15 protein-coding genes and 1 pseudogene are annotated in these 20,826 nt (G+C 61.8%); 5 read left to right on the top strand and 11 right to left on the bottom strand.

Annotation, left to right across the window (positions count from 1 at the left end; translation table 11 throughout):
• Positions 1-162: 162 nt before the first annotated feature.
• A complete protein-coding gene (locus tag PSH84_RS11065) occupies positions 163-1,023 on the top strand; it encodes a MurR/RpiR family transcriptional regulator (RefSeq protein WP_170842276.1) in 861 nt (286 codons plus the stop codon).
• Positions 1,024-1,179: 156 nt separating this feature from the next.
• On the opposite strand, the gene PSH84_RS11060 is transcribed toward PSH84_RS11065, so the two are convergent.
• From PSH84_RS11060 to edd, 11 genes and pseudogenes are all read right to left on the bottom strand, one after another.
• Positions 1,180-2,034, bottom strand: coding sequence for a D-hexose-6-phosphate mutarotase (locus tag PSH84_RS11060; RefSeq protein ID WP_122566841.1), 855 nt, complete (start codon positions 2,032-2,034; stop codon positions 1,180-1,182).
• A 266-nt stretch (positions 2,035-2,300) separates the two neighbouring features.
• A complete protein-coding gene (locus PSH84_RS11055) occupies positions 2,301-3,647 on the bottom strand; it encodes a carbohydrate porin (protein ID WP_122566842.1) in 1,347 nt (448 codons plus the stop codon).
• 224 nt (positions 3,648-3,871) lie between these two features.
• Positions 3,872-5,033: pseudogene (locus PSH84_RS11050) on the bottom strand (ABC transporter ATP-binding protein).
• 2 nt (positions 5,034-5,035) lie between these two features.
• Positions 5,036-5,881, bottom strand: a complete 846-nt coding sequence (locus PSH84_RS11045; protein WP_053182577.1) for a carbohydrate ABC transporter permease — start codon at positions 5,879-5,881, stop codon at positions 5,036-5,038.
• Positions 5,874-6,782 (bottom strand): carbohydrate ABC transporter permease, encoded by a 909-nt coding sequence (locus tag PSH84_RS11040; protein WP_003198535.1) that lies wholly within the window; start codon positions 6,780-6,782, stop codon positions 5,874-5,876. Before PSH84_RS11040 ends, PSH84_RS11045 begins: the two co-directional genes overlap by 8 nt.
• Before the next feature lie 181 nt (positions 6,783-6,963).
• Positions 6,964-8,265, bottom strand: coding sequence for an ABC transporter substrate-binding protein (locus PSH84_RS11035; protein WP_122566844.1), 1,302 nt, complete (start codon positions 8,263-8,265; stop codon positions 6,964-6,966).
• Between the two features lie 116 nt (positions 8,266-8,381).
• Positions 8,382-9,641, bottom strand: coding sequence for a D-mannose isomerase (locus PSH84_RS11030; protein WP_305482883.1), 1,260 nt, complete (start codon positions 9,639-9,641; stop codon positions 8,382-8,384).
• A 226-nt stretch (positions 9,642-9,867) separates the two neighbouring features.
• A complete protein-coding gene (locus PSH84_RS11025; protein WP_305482881.1) occupies positions 9,868-11,337 on the bottom strand; it encodes an ATP-binding protein in 1,470 nt (489 codons plus the stop codon).
• Complete coding sequence (locus tag PSH84_RS11020) at positions 11,327-12,058, bottom strand: response regulator (RefSeq protein WP_060738873.1); 732 nt, start codon at positions 12,056-12,058, stop codon at positions 11,327-11,329. Before PSH84_RS11020 ends, PSH84_RS11025 begins: the two co-directional genes overlap by 11 nt.
• 185 nt (positions 12,059-12,243) lie before the next feature.
• Positions 12,244-13,203: a glucokinase gene (locus PSH84_RS11015; protein ID WP_305482879.1), complete on the bottom strand. Its 960-nt coding sequence runs from the start codon at positions 13,201-13,203 to the stop codon at positions 12,244-12,246.
• Complete coding sequence (gene edd, locus PSH84_RS11010) at positions 13,200-15,026, bottom strand: phosphogluconate dehydratase (protein WP_122566850.1); 1,827 nt, start codon at positions 15,024-15,026, stop codon at positions 13,200-13,202. Before edd ends, PSH84_RS11015 begins: the two co-directional genes overlap by 4 nt.
• 230 nt (positions 15,027-15,256) lie before the next feature.
• Here edd and gap point away from each other — a divergent pair, with 230 nt between their 5' ends.
• The 4 genes from gap (at position 15,257) to PSH84_RS10990 (ending at position 20,728) form a co-directional block, all read left to right on the top strand.
• Positions 15,257-16,258 (top strand): type I glyceraldehyde-3-phosphate dehydrogenase, encoded by a 1,002-nt coding sequence (gap, locus tag PSH84_RS11005; RefSeq protein ID WP_003184623.1) that lies wholly within the window; start codon positions 15,257-15,259, stop codon positions 16,256-16,258.
• Between the two features lie 201 nt (positions 16,259-16,459).
• Positions 16,460-16,966, top strand: a complete 507-nt coding sequence (locus PSH84_RS11000; protein WP_122566851.1) for an RNA polymerase sigma factor — start codon at positions 16,460-16,462, stop codon at positions 16,964-16,966.
• 143 nt (positions 16,967-17,109) lie between these two features.
• The gene (locus PSH84_RS10995; RefSeq protein WP_122566852.1) at positions 17,110-18,015 is read left to right on the top strand and encodes a FecR family protein; all 906 of its coding nucleotides are present in this window, start codon (positions 17,110-17,112) and stop codon (positions 18,013-18,015) included.
• A 118-nt stretch (positions 18,016-18,133) separates the two neighbouring features.
• Complete coding sequence (locus PSH84_RS10990; protein ID WP_305482878.1) at positions 18,134-20,728, top strand: TonB-dependent receptor; 2,595 nt, start codon at positions 18,134-18,136, stop codon at positions 20,726-20,728.
• Positions 20,729-20,826: the final 98 nt, after the last annotated feature.

The following is a 20,826-nucleotide window of genomic DNA, read 5'->3' as shown; positions in this document are numbered from 1 at the left end:
ACCTTTTTTCAAGGTATCACTCAAGGAAAAATGTAGTAATAACCACAACATTTTTCGAAAATACCGATTCCGGGTGGTGGTCCGTCGGAGCCATCAGTAGGATAGGCCACCGCAAAGGGTCGTATCAAAGACCCGTCTTCCTAGGAATCTTGTATGGACCGCGTGCGAAACTTACTGGAACAGATCCAGAGTCGCCTTGAAGACCTGAACAAGGCCGAACGCAAGGTGGCCGAGATCATCCTGCTCAACCCGCAGCAGGCGACCCGCTTCAGCATCGCTGCCCTCGCCCAGGCGGCTTCGGTCAGCGAACCGACCGTCAACCGTTTCTGCCGCTCGTTCGGCGTCAGCGGTTACCCGGAACTCAAGCTGCAATTGGCCCAGAGCCTGGCCAGCGGCGCCGCTTATGTCAGCCGCGCAGTGGAAGCCGATGACAACCCGGAAGCCTATACCCGCAAGATCTTTGGCAGTGCCATTGCGTCATTGGACAGCGCCTGCCAGGCCCTTGATCCCAATTTGATCAGTCGCGCCGTGGACCTGCTGATCCAGGCCCGGCAGATCCACTTCTTCGGCCTCGGTGCTTCCGCCCCGGTGGCCCTGGATGCCCAGCACAAATTTTTCCGCTTCAACCTCGCGGTGACCGCTCACGCCGATGTGCTGATGCAGCGCATGATCGCGTCAGTGGCCCACACCGGCGAGCTGTTCGTGATCATTTCCTACACCGGCCGCACCCGCGAGCTGGTGGAAGTGGCGCGCATCGCCCGGGAAAACGGCGCGTCGGTACTGGGCCTGACCGCCGAAGGCTCGCCGCTGGCCAAGGCCAGTACCCTGAGCCTGAACATTCCCCTGCCCGAAGACACCGACATCTATATGCCGATGACCTCGCGGATCATCCAACTCACCGTTCTGGACGTGCTCGCCACCGGCATGACCCTGCGGCGGGGCGTGGACTTCCAGCCGCATTTGCGCAAGATCAAGGAAAGCCTGAATGCCAGCCGGTATCCGGTGGGGGATGAGTTCAACTGACTCGATCCAGAATCTTCAGTGCCTGATAGTCCGTCTTCGCGAGCAAGCCCGCTCCCACAAGGTCTATGTTGATCACAAGTTCTGTGAACAACCCGAACCCCATGTGGGAGCGGGCTTGCTCGCGAAGGGGCCAGCCGCCACATCAGAGATACTGAGCTAAGCCCCCACCCACGCCTGCAAACTCAAATGCGCCCGCTCCCCCGGCGCCAGGCACAGACTGTCGGTGCCGCCACTGGCCGCTTCGACACAGACAAACTCACTGACCTCATCCCAACTCACCCCCAGCAATGGCCGGGCGCCGGGATGCCACACCACGGTGTCAGCACTGTCGCCGGTGTCGATGCACAGCTCGCGCTGCCAGGCGTGATCCTTGAGCTGCAATTCACCCTCGTGCTGGAACACCCGCTGACAGCCACCCTCGACCCGCAACTCACCTTCCTGCTGGCAAACCTCACGGTTGAGCTGGTCGTAACCTTGCGCACCTTCGAGCCCAGACAGCGCTACCTCACCGACGTCACCGATGCGCCAATAGGCGTGCAAGGCCTGGCTCAACTGGCACGGCAGGCTGTCCTGGTGCTCGGTGCTCAAGCGCAGTTCCATGCGCTCACCCAGGTCGGCATGCAGGTCTACTTGCCAGTCGCACAATTGCAGTTGCCAGTGCAAATGCACACCTTCGTCGTCACTGCGGCTGTCGAGCAGTTTCCAATCGATCAACCGCGCCCAACCGTGGCACGGCCAGGCGTTTTCGCTGGGATGGCGGCCATACCACGGCCAGCACACCGGCACCCCGCCGCGTATCGCGCCGACGTGTGGCCATTTGGCCGCGCACCACAACCATGGCTTCTGGCCGCGCGGCTGAAAGTGCAGCAACTGCGCGCCCTGGCGGCTGAACACCGCCTGGCACAACGGGTGATCGATCACCAACACATCGCGCTGCCGATAGCGCTCCCACGCGAACACCGGGCGTTCGCGCAAGGATCTGAAAAAGCGTTGTAGCGGATGCTCATGCATGGGCCGCGGTCCTGGAAATCATTGAGTTGCTCATCTGTTTGCAACGCTTGTTGTGGCAAGGCGATTGAGCTGTGGGAGCAAAGCTTGCTCGCGATGAAAGCGCCTCGCTTCCCTGGGAGACCGCGTTGCCTTCATCGCGGGCAAGCCTTGCTCCCACAGGCCCCTCGCCACAGGTTTTGCGCCAGCCGAGCACTCCGCAAAAAAAAGCGGACAGCCTTGGCCGTCCGCAAATATGCGCACATAGAGAGGAGCTTATCGCAACAGCGTTAGAACACCGACTGAATTTTCAGGCCGGCCACCAACGCGTTGTCGACTTCATCCACGCCACCTGGATGGGTGATGTATTGCAGGTTGGGACGTACAGTCAGCCAGTTGGTCACGTGGAAACCGTAGTTGATCTCGTAGTTGTATTCGGTGCTGCGCAACGGCGTGAACAGCGGATCATCGTAGTCGCTGACACCATTGGCAACGTTGACCAGCTCGGCGTTTTTCTTCACATCTTCGTTGACATGGATCCGGGAGAAACCGATCCCGACATCATCTTTAGGACGCGCATCGAACGGCCCCTTGTACACGAACATCAGCGACTGGTAGTTGTCGACGATGTTGGTTTCCTTGTCGTGGAAGGTGGCGTTGGCCGCGATATTCAGACCGCGAGAAGCATCACCGTTGTGAGTGGTGAGCTGTTGTTGCGCGACAAACCAGTAGCCGTCCTTGCTGCTGTGGCTGCGATAGGCGTTGCGGGTGGTCGCGGCGTCGTTGCCATCGTCGTCCTCACGGACGTCATCGGCCTTGGCCGTGCTCTTGTAGTAACCGACCCGGTACTCGCCCGGCAGGTTATTGATCTTGGGTGACCAGACCAACTCGACCGGAATGAGGGTACCCTTGGTGCCGCTGCCGCTGAGCTTGTAGCGGTTCTTGTTTTCCAGTTGCGAAGGGTTCTGGTTGTAGGCACCGATTTGCGCATAGAGCTCAGGCGTGATGTTGTATTTGACACGAATCGCCGCCTGCATGATCGGCCAGTTGTACCAGATACCGGTCGCCCAGTTACCCGCTTGTGAACCGCAGAACGCCAGGTTCTGGAACTCGCACGGGAAGGTGTTGAAGTCTTCGCCCTCACCGAAATAACCGGCTTTGACATCCAGTTTGCTGTCGAAGTATTTCTGCTTGATCCACAACTGGGTCAGACGCGTGGTTTGCCCACGACCCCAGACTTCCTGGGAAGAACTGAGGGTACCGGCACGTGGATCACCGATACGGTCGTTGGAGATGTTGCGACCGTCGCGGCGGGTGAACTGGATCTTGGCTTCGGTATCGCCCCAGCCCGCCAGTTTCTCCAGATCGAGCGCGACCCCAAGGCCAAACTGCTGAGACCAGCGCGCGGTCTTGTCATCGTTGTAGCCGCCGTGGAGGTTGGCACCCATCTCGCCGACAAAGTCAGCCTTGATATCGATACCTTGCTCGATCAGCTTGGTCCGTTCACCGCCCCAGTCGCCCGTCATCCACTGCGAATCGGCGCTGAACGCGTCGGCAGCGTGTGCGCTACCGGCCAGCATCATCGCCGCAACGGCTGACAACTGGCAGATAAGCTGGGCGTTGTTTTTCTTTTTCATCCCTACATCCTCGTCTTTATTTATTGTTATTAACTGTTTTTATCTAACGCGGTTTACAACGATTGCGGCGAATGTCCCCATCCACCGCATACTCCCTTGTGGGAGCGGGTTTGTGTGGGAGCTGTGCTTGCTCGCGATGAAAGCGCCTCGATCTTTCGAATGACTGCGTTATCGTTCATCGCGAGCAAGCTTTGCTCCCACAAGCCCGCTGCCACATTGATCCCTCATCGGCCCTTGAACTGCGCCACGTTGGCACCCCGGGCGTCAGCTTGCGGCTGGCCGGCCACGCCCAGGCGTTCGCCGGACTGGGCGTCGAACAGCAGCACTTTCGACGGATCGAATTGCAGCGTCAGGGTTTCCCCGGGCTGCGGTGCCACGTCCGGTGCCAGGCGGCAGCAGACCTTGGTGTCGTTGAGGTTGACGAATACCAGGGTGTCCGGCCCGGTAGGCTCGGTGACCTGGACTTCAGCACGAATGGTCGGCAGGCCATTAGGCTCGCTGCCGGCCAACGCGATCTGTTCCGGGCGCAGGCCGAGGATCACTTCGCGGTCTTCCAGGCCGGCGTCCTGCATGCCCAGCGGCAGCTCGCAACGGGCCTGGCCGCTGTCGAGCAGCGCCAGCAGGCGACCGTCCTTGCGTTGCAGGCGCAGCGGAATGAAGTTCATCGGCGGCGAACCGATGAAGCTCGCCACGAACAGGTTGGCCGGGTTGGTGTAGATGTCTTTCGGCGTGCCGAACTGCTGGATGATCCCGTCCTTCATCACCGCCACTTTGTCGCCCAGGGTCATGGCTTCGATCTGGTCGTGGGTCACGTAGACCGTGGTGGTCTTCAGGCGCTGGTGCATCAATTTCATTTCGGTACGCATCTCGACCCGCAGCTTGGCGTCGAGGTTGGACAGCGGTTCGTCGAACAGGTAGATCTTTGGCCGCCGTGCCAAGGCCCGGCCCATGGCCACGCGCTGTTGCTGGCCGCCGGAAAGCTGGCCGGGCTTGCGATTGAGCAGGTGCTCGATCTGCAGCAGCTTGGCCACGCGATTGACCTCTTCGTCGATGTCCGACTGTTTCATCTTGCGGATTTTCAGGCCGAACTCGATGTTCTCGCGCACGCTCATGGTCGGGTACAGCGCATAGGACTGGAACACCATGGCGATGTCGCGATCCTTCGGGCTCATGCCGCTGACATCCTGGTCACCGATCATGATCGCGCCGCCAGTGATGGTCTCAAGGCCCGCGATGCAGTTCATCAGCGTCGACTTGCCGCAGCCCGAAGGTCCGACGAGGATCAGGAACTCACCATCCTTGATCGACAACTCAATGTTCTTCAGGGTGGTCCGGCAGGCCGGCACCATAGGTCTTGTTTACGTTGCGAAGTTCAAGCGTTGCCATGATTACCCCTTGACTGCGCCGGCCGTCAGGCCGCGCACGAAATACTTGCCTGCGACCACATAGACCAGCAGGGTCGGCAGCCCGGCGATCATCGCCGCCGCCATGTCCACGTTGTATTCCTTGGCCCCGGTACTGGTGTTGACCAAGTTGTTCAGCGCCACGGTGATGGGTTGCGAATCACCGCTGGAGAACACCACGCCGAACAGGAAGTCGTTCCAGATCTGCGTGAACTGCCAGATCAGGCAAACCATGATGATCGGGGTGGACATCGGCAGGATGATCCGCCGGAAAATGGTGAAGAAACCCGCACCGTCCAGTCGCGCCGCCTTCACCAGTGCATCGGGAATGCTCACGTAGTAGTTGCGGAAGAACAGCGTGGTGAACGCCAGGCCATAGACCACGTGCACGAACACCAGGCCCGTGGTGGTACTGGCCAGGCCCATCTTGCCGAGGGTGAACGAGGCCGGCAGCAGGACGGTCTGGAACGGCAGGAAGCAGCCGAACAGCAACAGGCCGAAGAACAACTGCGAACCGCGAAAGCGCCACATCGACAACACGTAGCCGTTCAAGGCACCGATGGCGGTGGAGATCAGCACCGCCGGGACGGTGATCTTGATCGAGTTCCAGAAGTAGCCGTCCACCGTGGCCCAGGCCTTGACCCAACCGATGCCGCTGACCACGGTCGGCCAGCTCAGCAGGTTGCCGGTGCTGATGTCTTCCGGTGTCTTGAAGCTGGTCAACAGCATGACCACCAACGGCACCAGGTAAAGCACTACGGCGAGGATCAGCACCGCGTAGATCGCGATGCGACTCAGGCTGATGGAAGGTTTGGCAGCGAGACTAGTCATGACGCTTGGTCCTCAGCTCGGAGTACAGGTAAGGCACGATGATCGCGAGAATCGCACCGAGCATCAGGATTGCACTGGCCGAGCCCATGCCCATCTGGCCGCGACTGAAGGTGAAGGAATACATGAACATCGCCGGCAGGTCGGAGGAATAACCCGGGCCACCGGCCGTCATCGCCGCCACCAGGTCGAAGCTCTTGATCGCGATGTGCGCCAGGATCATCACGGCGCTGAAGAACACCGGACGCAGGCTCGGCAGTACCACTTTCCAGTAGATGCGCGGCATGCTCGCGCCATCGATCTGCGCGGCACGGATGATCGATTGATCGACACCCCGCAGGCCGGCCAGGAACATCGCCATGATGAACCCCGAAGCCTGCCACACCGCCGCGATCACCAGGCAGTACACCACGCGGTCCGGGTCGATCAGCCAGTCCAGGCGGAAGCCCTCCCAACCCCAGTCACGCAACAATTTGTCCAGGCCCATGCCCGGGTTGAGCAACCATTTCCAGGCCGTACCGGTGACGATCATCGACAGCGCCATCGGGTACAGGTAAATGGTGCGGATAAAACCTTCGCGGCGAATGCGCTGGTCGAGAAACACCGCCAGCAGCACGCCGATCACCAGGGTGATACCAATGAACAGGCCGCCGAACAGCGCCAGGTTCTTGCTCGCCACCCACCAGCGGTCGTTGTCCATCAGCCGCGCATACTGCGCCAGGCCTGCCCACTTGTAGTTCGGCAGGAACGTCGAGGTGGTGAACGACAGGACGAACGTCCACAAGATATAGCCATAGAAGCCCACCAGTACGATGAACATGCTCGGCGCCAGCACCAGTTTCGGGAGCCAGCGCTGCAATGCATCGAACGGCGAGGCCTTGCTGAACACAGCAACAGAACTCATGGGAAGATCCAGTACAAGAGAAAAAGACTACAAAACAATCCCTGTGTGGGAGCGAGCTTGCGTGGGAGCCGAGCTTGCTCGCGATGAAGGCACCTCGGTCTTTCGAATGACCGCGTTATCGTTCATCGCGAGCAAGCTTTGCTCCCACAGGCTCGCTCCCACAAAGGGACCGCGGCGCTAATTACTTCGCTGACTGCACCGCCGCACCCAGTTTCTTGGCTGCGTCAGCCGGGTCGGCTTTCGGGTCGTTGATGTAATTGGTCACCACATCGAAAAACGCACCCTGTACCGCCAGCGTGGTCGCCATGTTGTGCGCCATGCTCGGTTGCAGGCCGCCGGTCTTGGCGTCCGTCAGGAAGTCCTTGGCAGCGGTCTGGGCGCAGGAATCGAAACCGTACTTGGCCATGTCGCCCAGCATGTCGTTGCGCACCGGGATCGAGCCCTTGTTGATGCTGAAGACTTTCTGGAAGTTCTCACCCAGCACGACCTTGGCGATATCCTGCTGGCCAGCCGCAGTGCCCTTGTCCTTCTGCTTGAACACCGCCAGGGAGTCGATGTTGTAGGTGAAGGCCTTGTCGGTGCCCGGGAAGGCCACGCACTCGTAGTCCTTGCCGGCGACTTTCTTCGCTGCGGTCCACTCGCTCTTGGCCCAGTCACCCATGATCTGCATGCCGGCCTTGCCGTTGATGACCTTGGCCGCTTCCAGGTTCCAGTCCTGGCCCTTGCCGTCGGCGTCCATGTAGGTCGCGACTTTCTTCAGCTCGGTCAGCGCCTTGACCATTTCCGGACCGGTCAGGGCCTTGTTGTCCAGGTCGACCAGGGCCTTCTTGTAGCCATCAGCGCCCATCACCGAAAGCACCACGGCTTCGAACACGGTGCTGTCCTGCCAAGGCTGGCCGCCGTGGGCGAGCGGAATAAAGCCCGCGGCCTTGAGCTTGTCGCCGGCTGCGTAGAATTCTTCGAGGGTGGTCGGGTTCTTGGTGATGCCGGCCTTCTTGAAGACTTCCGGGTTGATCCACAGCCAGTTGACGCGGTGGATGTTCACCGGCACGGCGACGTAGTCACCTTCGTACTTCACGGTATCGGAGACTTTCTTGTCGAGCAGGCTGTCCCACTTTTCGGCCTTGGCAACGTCCTTGAGGATGTCGGTGTCGAGCAGGCCGGTGGACGCCCATTCCTGGATGTCCGGGCCCTTGATCTGGGCGACACCCGGTGGGTTGCCGGCCACCGCACGGCTCTTGAGCACGGTCATGGCAGTGGAACCGCCACCACCGGCGACAGCGCCGTCCTTCCAGGTAAAACCGTCTTTCTCTACCTGGGCCTTGAGCACATCGATCGCGGCTTTTTCACCACCCGACGTCCACCAATGGACGACTTCCACGGAACCTTTGGATTCGGCGGCAAGCGTGGTGACAGGGAAGGCTGCGACGGGAAGCAGGGAAGCAAGAGAAATGACAGTAGCGAGGCGAGAAATCGCATTCATCTAGAATTACCTTTCTTGTTGTTATGCATGCAAGTCTGGTGCTTGCGCTGCATGGATTCTAATCAGAGGGAATCCCTTCGCAGGTAACGAAGGGACGTGCAAATGTCACGACATGGTTACACAGGCGCAGGGCTGGATAACCGCGCCAGGGCTGACGCCATGCTCGGTGCCAGGGGCAGGCGCGGAATCAGGACCGCCTGCCAGGCGTGATAAAGATCCGGCTTGCCCGGCCAGATATCGGCGCTGGGACGGTTTTGCGGATCGAGTTCGTGATGCCAGCTGCCGTTGCAGCGGTCGATGAAATGTTTGTCGCAGAACTCCCAGAAGCACCGGTACCAGGCTTCGTACTTCGCCTCGTCGGTGCGCTTGAGCAAGGCGCTGGCAGCGGCCGCCGCTTCGGCGTGAACCCAATGCAGGCGATGGCGAACCACGGCGCGGTTATCCCAGTCCAGGGTGTAGACAATGCCCGGCGCGCCATCGACGTCCCAGCCGTGGCGGCAGTTCTGGTCGAAGAGTTTTTGCGCGTCCTGGGCCAGCCATCCCGGGGTCAGCATGCCGATCTGGACCCGTGCGGCTTCAAGGTGCAGCAGCAGCCGAGCCCATTCAAAACCGTGGCCGGGGGTGGTGCCGTAGGGGCGGAAACCATCGGCGGGATTGTCTTGGTTGTATTCGCGCAACGGCTGCCAGTGGCGATCGAAATGCTCCACCACCAGGTAGTCGTTGGCCGCGGCATGACCGTGGATCACCCGCTCGACAATGCGCAGGGCGCGGGCCAGCCAACGAGGATCGTCGGTGGCATCGGCCAGGGCCAGGAAGGCTTCGGTGGCGTGCATGTTGCTGTTGGCGCCGCGATAGGCCTCCTCCTCGCTCCAGTCGCGGTTGAAGGACTCGCGCAACGCGCCCTCCTCCTCACACCAGAAATGCTCATCGATGATCCGCACCGCTTCGTCCAGCAACGCTGGCGCGTCGGGACGCTTGGCCACCACCGCGGAACTGGCCGCCAGGGCAACGAATGCATGCAGGTAGGCCGCCTTGCCAGCGCCGTCTTCATCAGGCCGCGTCGTGGCGAACCAACCACCGTGCTCGGCGTCGCGCAAACGGCCGTTGAGGGCCTGGATGCCGTGATCCACCAGCTCGGCGAAACCCGGCAAGCCCTGGATGTGAGCCATGGCGAAGCTGTGGGTCATGCGCGCGGTGTTCATGGTCTCGGCCCGGGCATCGGCCGGCAGGCGCCCAAGTTCGTCCAGATTGCCAAAGCCGTCCGGCAGCTTCGAGGCCTTGGCGAACGCCAGCAGCCGCAAGCCTTCATCGGCAAGCCATTGCTGGTGGGCAGGCGCGTTCAGCCAACTGCTGAAGGCCGGTTGGAAGGTGTCCATCGGAATACCTTTTTTGTTGTTTTGACGCAGGGAGTCTAAACAAGGGATGGCGGGCGGCAGGTAACGAAAGGGGCGAGTTATGTCACCGATTTGTGACATTTACCTGGGAGATGAGGTGAGGCTACTGGCGCCATCGCGAGCAAGCTCGCTCCCACACTGGGTCTGCGGCGTTCACAAAACTCCTGTGGGAGCGAGCTTGCTCGCGATGAACGATAACGCGGTCTGATCAATCCACACTGCGCGGCAACTGCAACGTCACTCGCAACCCACCCTCGCGCAGGTTCTGCAGGCTCACTTCACCCCCATGGCTGTGGGCGATGTTGCGGGCGATGCCCAGACCCAGGCCGTAGCCCTGCTGCTGCCCGGCCAAGCGGAAGTGTGGTTCGAAGACTTGCTCCAAGCGCTGTTCCGGCACACCGGGGCCTTCATCGTCGACGTGCAGGATGAACGCGGCTTCATCGTCATCGATGTGCAGATGGGCGTTCTGTCCGTATTTCAAGGCGTTGTCGATCAGGTTGCCGATGCAGCGCTTGAGGGCCAGCGGCTTGCCGGGATACGGCGCCAGCGCCCGGCCATCCTGGGTCACCCGACCGTTGCCGTTGGGCGCCAGGTACGGCTCGACCAGGCAATCGAGCACATGGTTGAGGTCCACCGGCTCAATGTTTTCGTGGATGTCGGTGTCCTTGACGCATTGCAACGCACCTTTGACCAGCAGCTCCAGCTCATCCAGGTCACGGCCGAACTTGGCTTGCAGGTTTTCGTCTTCCAACAGCTCGACCCGCAGCCGCAACCGGGTGATCGGTGTGCGCAAGTCGTGAGAGATCGCACTGAACAGCTGGCTGCGCTCCGTCAGGTAACGGCTGATGCGCTCGCGCATGGCATTGAAGGCTCGCCCCACTTCCACCACTTCGCTGCCACCGCCCTCGGCCACCGGTTCCACTTCGGCACCCAGGGACATGTCCCGCGCGGCCCGGGCCAGACGCTTGAGAGGCCGGCTCTGCCAGTGCACCAGCAAACCGATGAACAGCAACAACAGGCTGCTGGTGAGCAGGATGAAACCGACCTGCTGCTTGGGCAGGCTCTGTTCTTCGAGGCTGGTGTAGGGCTCAGGGAGCAGCGAGGCGATGTACAGCCACTCGCCCGGCGCCATCTGGATCTGCGTGACCAGCACTGGCGGGTTCACCGGTTCGAGGGTCAAGGCGTAGTGGGCCCACGAACGGGGCAGTTCGTCGAGCTTGAGTCCGGCGTTGAAAATCCGCAGGTCATCGGGGCTGACAAATTGCACGGAGATGTCGGCGCTACTGCCCAGGGATTGGCGCAGCACCTCGTCCACCGCCTTGAGCACCGCCAGCTTGCGCGGCGTGACCGGCAACACGTCCATGCCAAGGGGTTTGTCATTGAGGGTGACGACAAACCGCGTGCCGCCCATGCTGCGCAACTGATCGAGCACCAGCGGCCGGTAAGCCACCGGCAGCGACCGCAAATAACTGACGCTGGCGTTCATCGAATGGGCAAGGCTGCGGGCACTGGTGATCAGGCCTTCGAGCTGGGTGGCGCGCAATTGCGAGACCCAGATCACGCTGGACAGGGTCTGGGCGAACAACACCACCAGCAAGGTCAGCAACAGCATCCGGCCTAGCAACGAGCGCGGTACCGGTACCCGCCGGGCGATTTTCCTGATCCAGTCAATGCCCATTGCTGGCAACCACACTGGCCGCCAGTTGGTAACCGCTGCCCCGCACCGTGCGAATCAGCCGCGGCGGCTTGTCGGTGTCACGCAGGCGTTGGCGCAGGCGACTGACCGCCATGTCGACGATCCGGTCCAGGGGCATCAATTCACGGCCACGAGTCGCATTGCCGATGGTGTCGCGGTCGAGGATTTCCTGGGGATGGTCGAGAAACAACTTGAGCAGGGCGAAGTCGGCACCGGAGAGAATCACTTCTTCACCGTCGGTGTGAAAAAGCCGATGGCTGACCATGTCCAGCCGCCATTCATCGAAGGCCAGCACTTCACCGCCGGAACGTTCCTGGCCGAATTGCGCCCGGCGCAGCAGCGCCTTGATGCGCGCCTGCAATTCACGGGGGCTGAAGGGCTTGCCCAGGTAATCATCGGCGCCCAGCTCCAGGCCGATGACCCGGTCGGCCTCGTCGGAACTGGCGGTGAGCATGATGATCGGCACATGGGCCTGGCGGGGGTGCTGGCGAACCCAGCGGCAAAGGCTGAAGCCATCTTCATCGGGCAACATCACATCGAGGATCACCAGGTCGCTCGGCGCATCGTTAAACGCCTGGCGAAACCCGGCGCCGTCGGGCGTGGTGCGCACCTGGAACCCCGCACGGCTGAGGTAGGTGTCCAGCAGTTCGCGAATCTCCTGGTCGTCGTCGACCAACAAAATCGATTTGTTTACTGAACTCACGGGCCTCGTCCTTGTTGTTTGGATTGGGGCGATTATGCCTGATGGATGAGGACTACAAACACACTACAAAAACCCTGTGGGAGCGAGCTTGCTCGCGATAGCGGTGTAACAGTCACCTCAATAGCGACTGGCACTCCGTCATCGCGAGCAAGCTCGCTCCCACAGGGGTGGGTATATATCGAATTTTAAGCGGCGGCGGATTGCTCCAACGCCACGCCCGCGCCCATCAGGCCGGAGTATGGCGCGGTCACCAGCCAGACCGGAATGCCCTTGAAGTAATCGCTCATGCAACCCTTGTCGGCGAAGCAACGGGCGAAACCGCTTTCGAGGAAGAAATCGGCAAAGCGCGGGACCACGCCACCGACGATGTAGACGCCGCCGCGCCCACCCAACGTCAACACATTGTTGCCGGCCACGCGCCCCAACCAGCGGCAGAACTGCTCGAGCACTTCCAGGGCGATGGGGTCGCCAGCCAGGCCGGCCGCGGTGATGGATTCGGGGGTATCGAGCACCGGCACATGGCCGTCCACGGCGCAAATGGCCCGGTACACCCGCGGCAAACCGCTGCCACTGAGGGCGGTCTCGGCGCTGACGTGGCCAATTTCATTGTAGATGTGCTGCCACAGCTGGGTTTCCCGTGGGCTGCTCATGGGCAGGTCGACATGGCCGCCCTCCCCCGGCAGCGCGGCGAAGCGGCCCTCGCCCAGGTCCAGCAGCGTCCCGACGCCCAGCCCGGTGCCCGGCCCGATCACCACCGCCGGCCGCATCGGCTCCGGGGTGCCTTCGCAGACGACCCGGTATTCATCGGAACGCAAACGAGTCATGCCCAGGGCCATGGCCGAGAAGTCATTGACCAGCAGCAGCTTCTCGACCTCCAGGGTCTTGCAGAACGCCAGGTTGCTGAGGCGCCAGTGATTGTTGGTGAAACGAAACTCATCGCCGCTCACCGGGCCGGCCACCGACAGGCACACAGAACCGATGGCGCCCGGCTTCAGGCCCATGCCGCTCAGGTACACCTGGATGGCATCTTCCGGGCAGGCGTAGTCCGCCGTTGCCAGCACCTGAATGTTTTCCAGGGTGTGGTTTTTCCACAGCGCGAAGCGTGCGTTGGTCCCACCGATATCACCGACCAAAGCCAGTTTCAATTAAGCGTCTCCAGGGCAGAAGTGAAGGCGCTGGCGCCCTGCTCCGCCGAGCTGAAGGCCATGCGCATGAAACCGAACAGCTCGCGGCCGGTGCCGATGTTGTTACCCAACAGGCCCTTGGCCGGCGTGCGCGCGGCGAATTCCTCGGCGTCCACCTTCAACTCCAAGGTGCCTTTGACGCCATCGACGCGGATGATATCGCCCTCCTGCACCCGGGCCAACGCGCCGCCGACATAAGCTTCGGGGCTGACATGAATGGCCGCCGGGATTTTCCCCGACGCACCGGACATGCGCCCGTCGGTCACCAGCGCCACTTTGAAGCCACGGTCCTGCAACACACCGAGGAATGGCGTCATCTTGTGCAGCTCCGGCATGCCGTTGGAGCGCGGGCCCTGGAAGCGCATCACTGCGACAAAATCTTTTTCCAGCAGGCCGGCCTTGAACGCGTCCGCCAGGTCCTGTTGATCCTGGAAGACCATGGCCGGTGCTTCGACAATCTGGTTTTCCAAGGCCACGGCCGAGACCTTCATCACCCCACGGCCCAGGTTGCCTTCCATCACTCGCAACCCACCTTCTGGCGAGAAGGCGCGAGCCACCGGGCGCAAAATGTTTTCGTCGAGGCTTTCGATCGGGCCGTCGCGCCACACCAGCTCGCCATCCTCGAGGAACGGCTCCTGGGTGTAGCGGCTCAGGCCGTGACCGAGCACGGTGTTGACGTTTTCATGAAGCAAACCGGCTTCCAGCAACTCACGGATCAGGAACGACATGCCGCCCGCCGCCTGGAAGTGGTTGATGTCGGCCTTGCCGTTCGGGTAGACGTGGCTCAGGGTCGGCACCACCTCGGAGAGGTCGGCCATGTCCTGCCAGGTCAGCTGGATGCCTGCCGCCATGGCGATGGCCGGCATGTGCAGCGTGTGGTTGGTGGAGCCGCCGGTGGCGTGCAGTGCGACGATGGAATTGACCAGCGAGCGCTCATCGACGATCTCACCGATCGGCATGAAGTTGCCGCTTTGCTTGGTCATGCGCGTGACCTGGAACGCCGCTTCACGGGTCAGCGCATCGCGCAACGGCGTGTTCGGGTTGACGAACGAGGCGCCAGGCAGGTGCAGGCCCATCACTTCCATCAGCAACTGGTTGGTGTTGGCGGTGCCGTAGAAGGTGCAGGTGCCGGGGCTGTGGTAGGACTTCATCTCCGATTCCAGCAGCTCTTCGCGGGTGGCCTTGCCTTCGGCGTAGCGCTGGCGCACGTCGGCTTTTTCCTTGTTGGAAATGCCCGAGACCATCGGCCCACCTGGCACGAAGATCGTCGGCAAGTGACCGAAGCGCAGCGCGCCCATCATCAGGCCCGGGACGATCTTGTCGCAGATGCCGAGCATCAGCGCGCCGTCGAACATGTTGTGGGACAGCGCCACCGCCGTGGAGAGCGCGATCACTTCGCGGCTCGGCAGACTCAGTTCCATCCCCGCCTCGCCCTGGGTCACGCCGTCGCACATCGCCGGCGTGCCACCGGCGAACTGGCCGACCGAGCCGATCTCGCGCAGGGCTTTCTTGATCTGTTCCGGGAAGGTTTCGTAGGGCTGGTGGGCCGAGAGCATGTCGTTATAGGACGACACGATGGCGATGTTGGCGGCGTTCATCATCCGCAGGTGGTGTTTGTCTTCGGTGCCGCAACCGGCCACGCCGTGAGCGAAGTTGGCGCACTGCAGCTTGCCGCGCATCGGGCCGTCGCTGGCAGCACCACGGATCAATGCAAGGTAAGCCTCACGCGTGGCGCGGCTGCGGGCGATAAGCCGTTCGGTGACCTCAAGAACGCGGGGATGCATGTGTAGAACTCCAGGCTAACGGGTGTGGCGACCTGATTGTCTATGCTGGTCAAAAGCCCGCCGCACGCTGTGTGGAAGGCGAGGCGACAGACGGTTTTTGACCATTCGGACCAGTTGATTCAGGTCACTCGTTGTAGATAAACCAAAATATTGCCACTAAAAAGGCTTGTTTTCTATTTTTATGCGAATAATCTTGTAATTCCAACAACAAATCGACGGCGGCGCAGTTAATGACTCTTCGAATCGCAATCAATGGTTTTGGCCGCATCGGCCGCAACGTCCTCCGTGCACTGTATACCCAAGGCTATCGTCGCGACCTGCAGATCGTCGCCATCAACGACCTGGGTGACAGTGCCATCAATGCCCATCTGCTCAAGTTCGACACCGTGCATGGCACTTTCGATGCGGACGTGCAGCACGACCACGAAAGCCTGACGGTCAATGGCGACCGCATCTCGGTCAGCGCCATCCGCAACCCGGCCGAACTGCCTTGGGCGGCCGAGAAGATCGACGTCGTGTTCGAATGCACCGGCCTGTTTACCGACCGTGCCAAGGCCGCCGCGCACATCAGCGCCGGCGCCCGCAAGGTGATCATCTCGGCCCCGGCCAAGGGCGCCGATGCCACCGTCGTGTACGGCGTGAACCACGATATCCTGCGCCAGTCCCACCAGATCATCTCCAACGCGTCGTGCACCACCAACTGCCTGGCCCCGGTGGCCCAGGTGCTGCACCGCGAGCTGGGTATCGAAAGTGGCCTGATGACCACGATCCACGCCTACACCAACGACCAGAACCTGACCGACGTCTACCACAGCGACCCGTACCGCGCCCGTTCGGCCACCCAGAACATGATCCCGAGCAAGACCGGCGCCGCCGAAGCGGTGGGCTTGGTGCTGCCGGAACTGGCCGGCAAGCTGACCGGCATGGCGGTGCGCGTACCGGTGATCAACGTGTCCCTGGTCGACCTCACCGTGCAGCTCAAGCGCGAAGCGTCGGCCGAAGAAGTCAACGAGCTGCTGCGCCATGCCAGCCAGCATTCGAAGATCCTCGGCTACAACACCCTGCCGCTGGTCTCCAGCGACTTCAACCACAACCCGCTGTCGTCGATCTTCGACGCCAACCACACCAAGGCCAGCGGCAAGCTGCTCAAGGTACTGGCCTGGTATGACAACGAATGGGGCTTCTCCAACCGCATGCTGGATAACTGCCTGGCGTTGTGTAACGCGGAATAATCGACACGGCAGTCTTGAGCTTTTCTGTGGGAGCGAGCTTGCTCGCGATAGCGGTGTATCAGCCAACATCAATGGCGACTGGCACTCCGTCATCGCGAGCAAGCTCGCTCCCACAGGGTTTCAACGCTGGTGAAATGAAGGCTTGACCCGCCCTGTAGATGATAAGCATTATCATCAACTCGAACCGGATCGGGCCCTACCGTGAGTCAATCGCGCTTTCATCACGTCTTCCTCGCCCAGCGCACGCCGCTGCTGCGCACCCTCGAGCGCATGGTCAGCAACCCCAGTACCGCCGAAGACCTGCTTCAGGAAACCTACCTGCGCGTCACCCGCGCATTGGCCGAACGCACGGTCGAGCACCTTGAACCCTTTGTGTTCCAGACCGCCCGTAACCTGGCGCTGGACCATCTGCGTGCCCGACGCATCCAGTCTCGAACCCTGCTGGATGACGTACCGCTGGAAGTCGTCCATAACGTCGCCGCTCCCCAGAGCAGTGCCGAGGACGCCGCCCATGCCCAACAACTGCTCGAGCGCCTGGACGTCAGCCTGCAGGCCCTGAGCCCGCGACAACAGCAGATTTTCATCCTCAGCCGCCTGCATGGCCACAGTTACCAGACAATCGCCGAACGGCTGGGCGTGTCCCTGAGCACGGTGCAAAAGGAACTCAAACTGATCATGGCGATCTGTGTGGGACAGCTGCAGCGATAAGATTCGAGCTGCAAGTTGTTTGCGGGCTTGTGCTTGCGACTTGAAGCTTGAAGCTTGTAACTTGCCGCTGAACCGAGGAACGAGAACCCACCGTGACGGACAACTCCCCTTCTCCTGCGCCGACGCCGGAAACCGCCCATGCCATGGAGCAGGCGCTGGACTGGCTGATCCTGCTGGACAGCCCCAGCGAGGAACAGACGCGGCAGTTCCAGGCCTGGCTGGCGGCCGATCCACGTCACGGCGAGGCGTTCGCTCGGGCCCAGGCGATCTGGAACGGCCCGCAGGTGCTGGAGGGTGCCCGCCGACTTGCAACCGCACCCAAGGTCACCGCGCTGTCGCGCCTGCGCGCCCACTGGAAACCCCTGGCCACCGCCGCGGTAGTGTTCCTCGGCCTGTTCAACTTCAGCGACCTGCCCCTGCATTTCCAGGCCGATCACCTGACGGTGGTCGGTGAGCGCCAGCGCTTGCAATTGGAGGACGGTTCCAAGGTCCTGCTCAACACCGACTCGGCCTTCTCCAGCACGTTCAGCGAACAACGGCACGTGGCCCACTTGTACAAGGGCGAGGCCTTCTTCGAAGTGCCGGGCAACCGCACCCTGCCGCTGGAAATCGACGCCGGCCCGGTCACCGCCAGCGTCAGCGACACCACGTTCGCCGTGCGTTACCTCGACGGCGTGGCCCAGGTCCAGGTGCAGCGCGGCGATGTGGACCTGCGGGCCAACCGCAACGACACCCATGTACGGTTGTCGGCCGGCGAAAGTATCCGCATCGGCCCCAACGGCTTCGACCGCCCGGCCCGGCTCGATGCCAACACGGACCTGGCCTGGGTCCAGGGGCGGCTGGTGTTTGAGAATCGGCCGCTGAGCCAGGTACTGGCCGAGCTGCGCCGCTACTACCCCGGCTGGATCATCAACAGTAACGAACAGTTGGCCAATGTCGCGGTGACCGGCAATTACCGCCTCGATCAGCCGTTGGACGTGGTTCGCTCCCTGGCCCATATCACCTCGGCGCGGCTCCAGGAATTCCCGGCGCTGGTGATCTTGAACTAAATGAGAATTATTTTTACTCGATAGGCTCCGCTGGTTCGTCTCGTTATAGCCAATGCAATTGATTCGCATCCAGCGATGCGATCTGCACCTATAACAGATGCGACACGGAGCGCTATCGATGTCCTCTCGCCTTACTTGCCGGTTTCTTGCCCCCTCTTGCACGCTGTCACTGCTCACCGCCGCCATCCTGATGGCCGGCACCGCGCCGCTCGCCCTGGCCGCCAATACCGTACAACCCGCTGCCCGCAACATGGGCGACTACACCTTTGCCATCGCCCGGCAGCCCTTGGTCTCGGCCTTGAATGCATTCACCGCGGTCACCGGCTGGCAAGTCGGCATGCCAGCGGAACTGGCCGAAGGCGTCGCGTCGCCAGGAGTGAACGGCTCGCTGCCGCCGGAAAAAGCCCTGGAACGCCTGCTGGTGGGGACCCACCTGGACTACCGCAAGCTGGGCGACAACAGCATCGTCCTGGAAAGGCGCAGCAGCGGCAGCGCGATGGAGCTGCAGCAGGTGACCATCAGCGCCACCCGCCAGGAGCAAGACATCACCAGCGTCCCGAGCACGGTCACCGTCCACGACCGCCAGGAACTGGACCGCAACAACGTCAATACCCTCAAAGACCTGGTGCGCTATGAACCGGGCGTGTCGGTGGGCGGTGCGGGCCAACGCGGCGGCATCAGCGGCTATAACATTCGCGGCATCGACGGCAACCGGATCCTGACCCAGGTCGACGGCGTGGAAGTACCCGGCGATTTCTTCAACGGCCCCTACGCCAAGACCCAGCGCAATTACGTCGACCCGGAAATCATCAAGCGCGTGGAAATCCTCCGCGGCCCGGCCTCGGTGCTGTACGGCAGCAATGCCATCGGCGGTGCCGTGAGCTACTTCACCCTCGATCCGGACGACATCATCAAGCCGGGCGAGGACGTTGGCGCGCGGCTGAAGACCGGCTACAGCTCCGCCGACGAGAGCTGGCTCAAGTCCGCCACCGTCGCCGGTCGCAGCGGCCCCTTCGACGGCCTGCTCCACTACAGCCAGCGCGACGGTCACGAAACCCAATCCTACGGCAGCCACAACAGCACCGGCCTGGACCGCACCGCCGCCAACCCGCAAGACGTGCGCGCCAACAACGTGCTGGCCAAGCTCGGCTGGAACTACAGCGATGATGCACGCCTTGGCCTGGTCTACGAGAAATACAAGGACGACCGCGACAGCGACCTGAAAAGCGCCTACGGCGGCCCCTACGCCAACGGCCAGCCGGCGATCCCCGACTTTGTATTGCCCGGCGGCATGTACCAGTGGCGCACCGGCAACGACACCATCACCCGCGAGCGTTTCGGCCTGGAGCACCGCTTCGCCCTCGACAGCCTGCTGGCCGACCACGTCAAATGGAGCCTCAACCATCAGGTCGCCAAGACCGACCAGAGCACCGCCGAGTTTTACTTCCCGATCACCCGCCAGGTCCTGCGTACCCGGGATACCCTCTACGAAGAAAAGCAGTGGGTCTTCGATGCGCAACTGGACAAGGCCTTCAGCGTCGCCGACACCGATCACGCGCTGACCTACGGCACCACCATCAAGCAACAGAAAGTCACCGGCTCGCGCAGCGGCAATGGCGTGTGCCTGGCGGTCGGCGCCGGTTGCTCCGCGGTGGGCGCCATCAGCACCCGGGACGTGCTGGCAAAGGTCAGTGATTTCCCGGACCCGACCATCAACACCTACAGCCTGTTCGCCCAGGACCAGATCAGCTGGGAGCGCTGGACCTTCACGCCGGGCCTGCGCTACGACTACACCCAGCTCAAGCCGCACCTGACTCAGGAATTCCTCAACGCTGTGGACCCTACCGGCGGCGGTAACGTCAGCGGCAAGAACAAGACCTGGCATCGCGTCTCACCCAAGTTCGGCCTGACCTATGCCCTGAGCGACGAGTACACCTGGTACGGCCAGTACGCCGAAGGCTTCCGCACACCGACCGCCAAGGCCTTGTATGGCCGCTTCGAAAACCCCGACGCCGGCTACAGCGTCGAGCCCAACCCAGATCTGGAACCGGAAAAAAGCAAAAGCTATGAGACGGGGCTCAAGGGCCGTTTCGATTCCGGTTCGTTCGACGTGGCGGTGTTCTACAACACGTACCGCGATTTCATCAACGAGGACGCCATCACCCCCGGCGCCAACCAGTTGACCTTCCAGAGCAACAACATCAAGCACGCCACCATCAAGGGCGCCGAAGTCAAGGGACGCCTGGACCTGGACGTGCTGGGGGCGCCGAAAGGCCTCTATACCCAAGGCTCAGTGGCCTACCTCTACGGGCGAAACAACGACACGGGCGAACCGCTCAACAGCGTCAACCCGCTGACCGGCGTGTTCGGCCTGGGCTACGACCAGGAGCAGTTCGGCACCTTGCTCAGTTGGACCCTAGTCAAGAAAAAAGACCGCGTCGACGACAGCAACTTCAACTCGCCCGATGGCGTGAGCAGCCAGTTCAAGACGCCAGGCTTCGGCATCCTCGATCTGACGGGTTTCTACAAGGTGACCCGCGACGTGACCGTCAGCGGCGGTCTCTACAACCTCACCGACAAGAAGTACTGGCTGTGGGATGACGTGCGCGGCTACGACAGTGTTGGCGAAGCGGCGGTGCTGAACCCCGCCAACCTCGATCGCCTGACGGCGCCTGGGCGTAACTTCGCGGTGAACCTGATCTGGGATATCTGACTCGGTTGCCCAGGCAAAACAGACACCTTTGGCGAGGAGAGACATGTGGGAGCAAGGCTTGCCCGCGATGAAGGCGATGCGGTCTTTCCAGAGATCGT

Origin of the sequence: Pseudomonas beijingensis, from assembly GCF_030687295.1 — a bacterium.
Taxonomy (GTDB): domain Bacteria; phylum Pseudomonadota; class Gammaproteobacteria; order Pseudomonadales; family Pseudomonadaceae; genus Aquipseudomonas; species Aquipseudomonas beijingensis.
The sequence above is the reverse complement of the archived record's forward strand: the minus strand, read 5'-3'. Positions and strand labels throughout refer to the sequence as shown.

Coding starts and splice junctions, on each gene's coding strand:
- PSH84_RS11045 (WP_053182577.1), bottom strand. CDS start 5,881: ATGACTAGTCTCGCTGCCAAACCTTCCATCAGCCTGAGTCGCATCGCG.
- PSH84_RS11060 (WP_122566841.1), bottom strand. CDS start 2,034: ATGCATGAGCATCCGCTACAACGCTTTTTCAGATCCTTGCGCGAACGC.
- PSH84_RS10995 (WP_122566852.1), top strand. CDS start 17,110: ATGGAGCAGGCGCTGGACTGGCTGATCCTGCTGGACAGCCCCAGCGAG.
- gap (WP_003184623.1), top strand. CDS start 15,257: ATGACTCTTCGAATCGCAATCAATGGTTTTGGCCGCATCGGCCGCAAC.
- PSH84_RS11040 (WP_003198535.1), bottom strand. CDS start 6,782: ATGAGTTCTGTTGCTGTGTTCAGCAAGGCCTCGCCGTTCGATGCATTG.
- PSH84_RS11035 (WP_122566844.1), bottom strand. CDS start 8,265: ATGAATGCGATTTCTCGCCTCGCTACTGTCATTTCTCTTGCTTCCCTG.
- PSH84_RS11055 (WP_122566842.1), bottom strand. CDS start 3,647: ATGAAAAAGAAAAACAACGCCCAGCTTATCTGCCAGTTGTCAGCCGTT.
- PSH84_RS11030 (WP_305482883.1), bottom strand. CDS start 9,641: ATGGACACCTTCCAACCGGCCTTCAGCAGTTGGCTGAACGCGCCTGCC.
- PSH84_RS11025 (WP_305482881.1), bottom strand. CDS start 11,337: ATGGGCATTGACTGGATCAGGAAAATCGCCCGGCGGGTACCGGTACCG.
- edd (WP_122566850.1), bottom strand. CDS start 15,026: ATGCATCCCCGCGTTCTTGAGGTCACCGAACGGCTTATCGCCCGCAGC.
- PSH84_RS10990 (WP_305482878.1), top strand. CDS start 18,134: ATGTCCTCTCGCCTTACTTGCCGGTTTCTTGCCCCCTCTTGCACGCTG.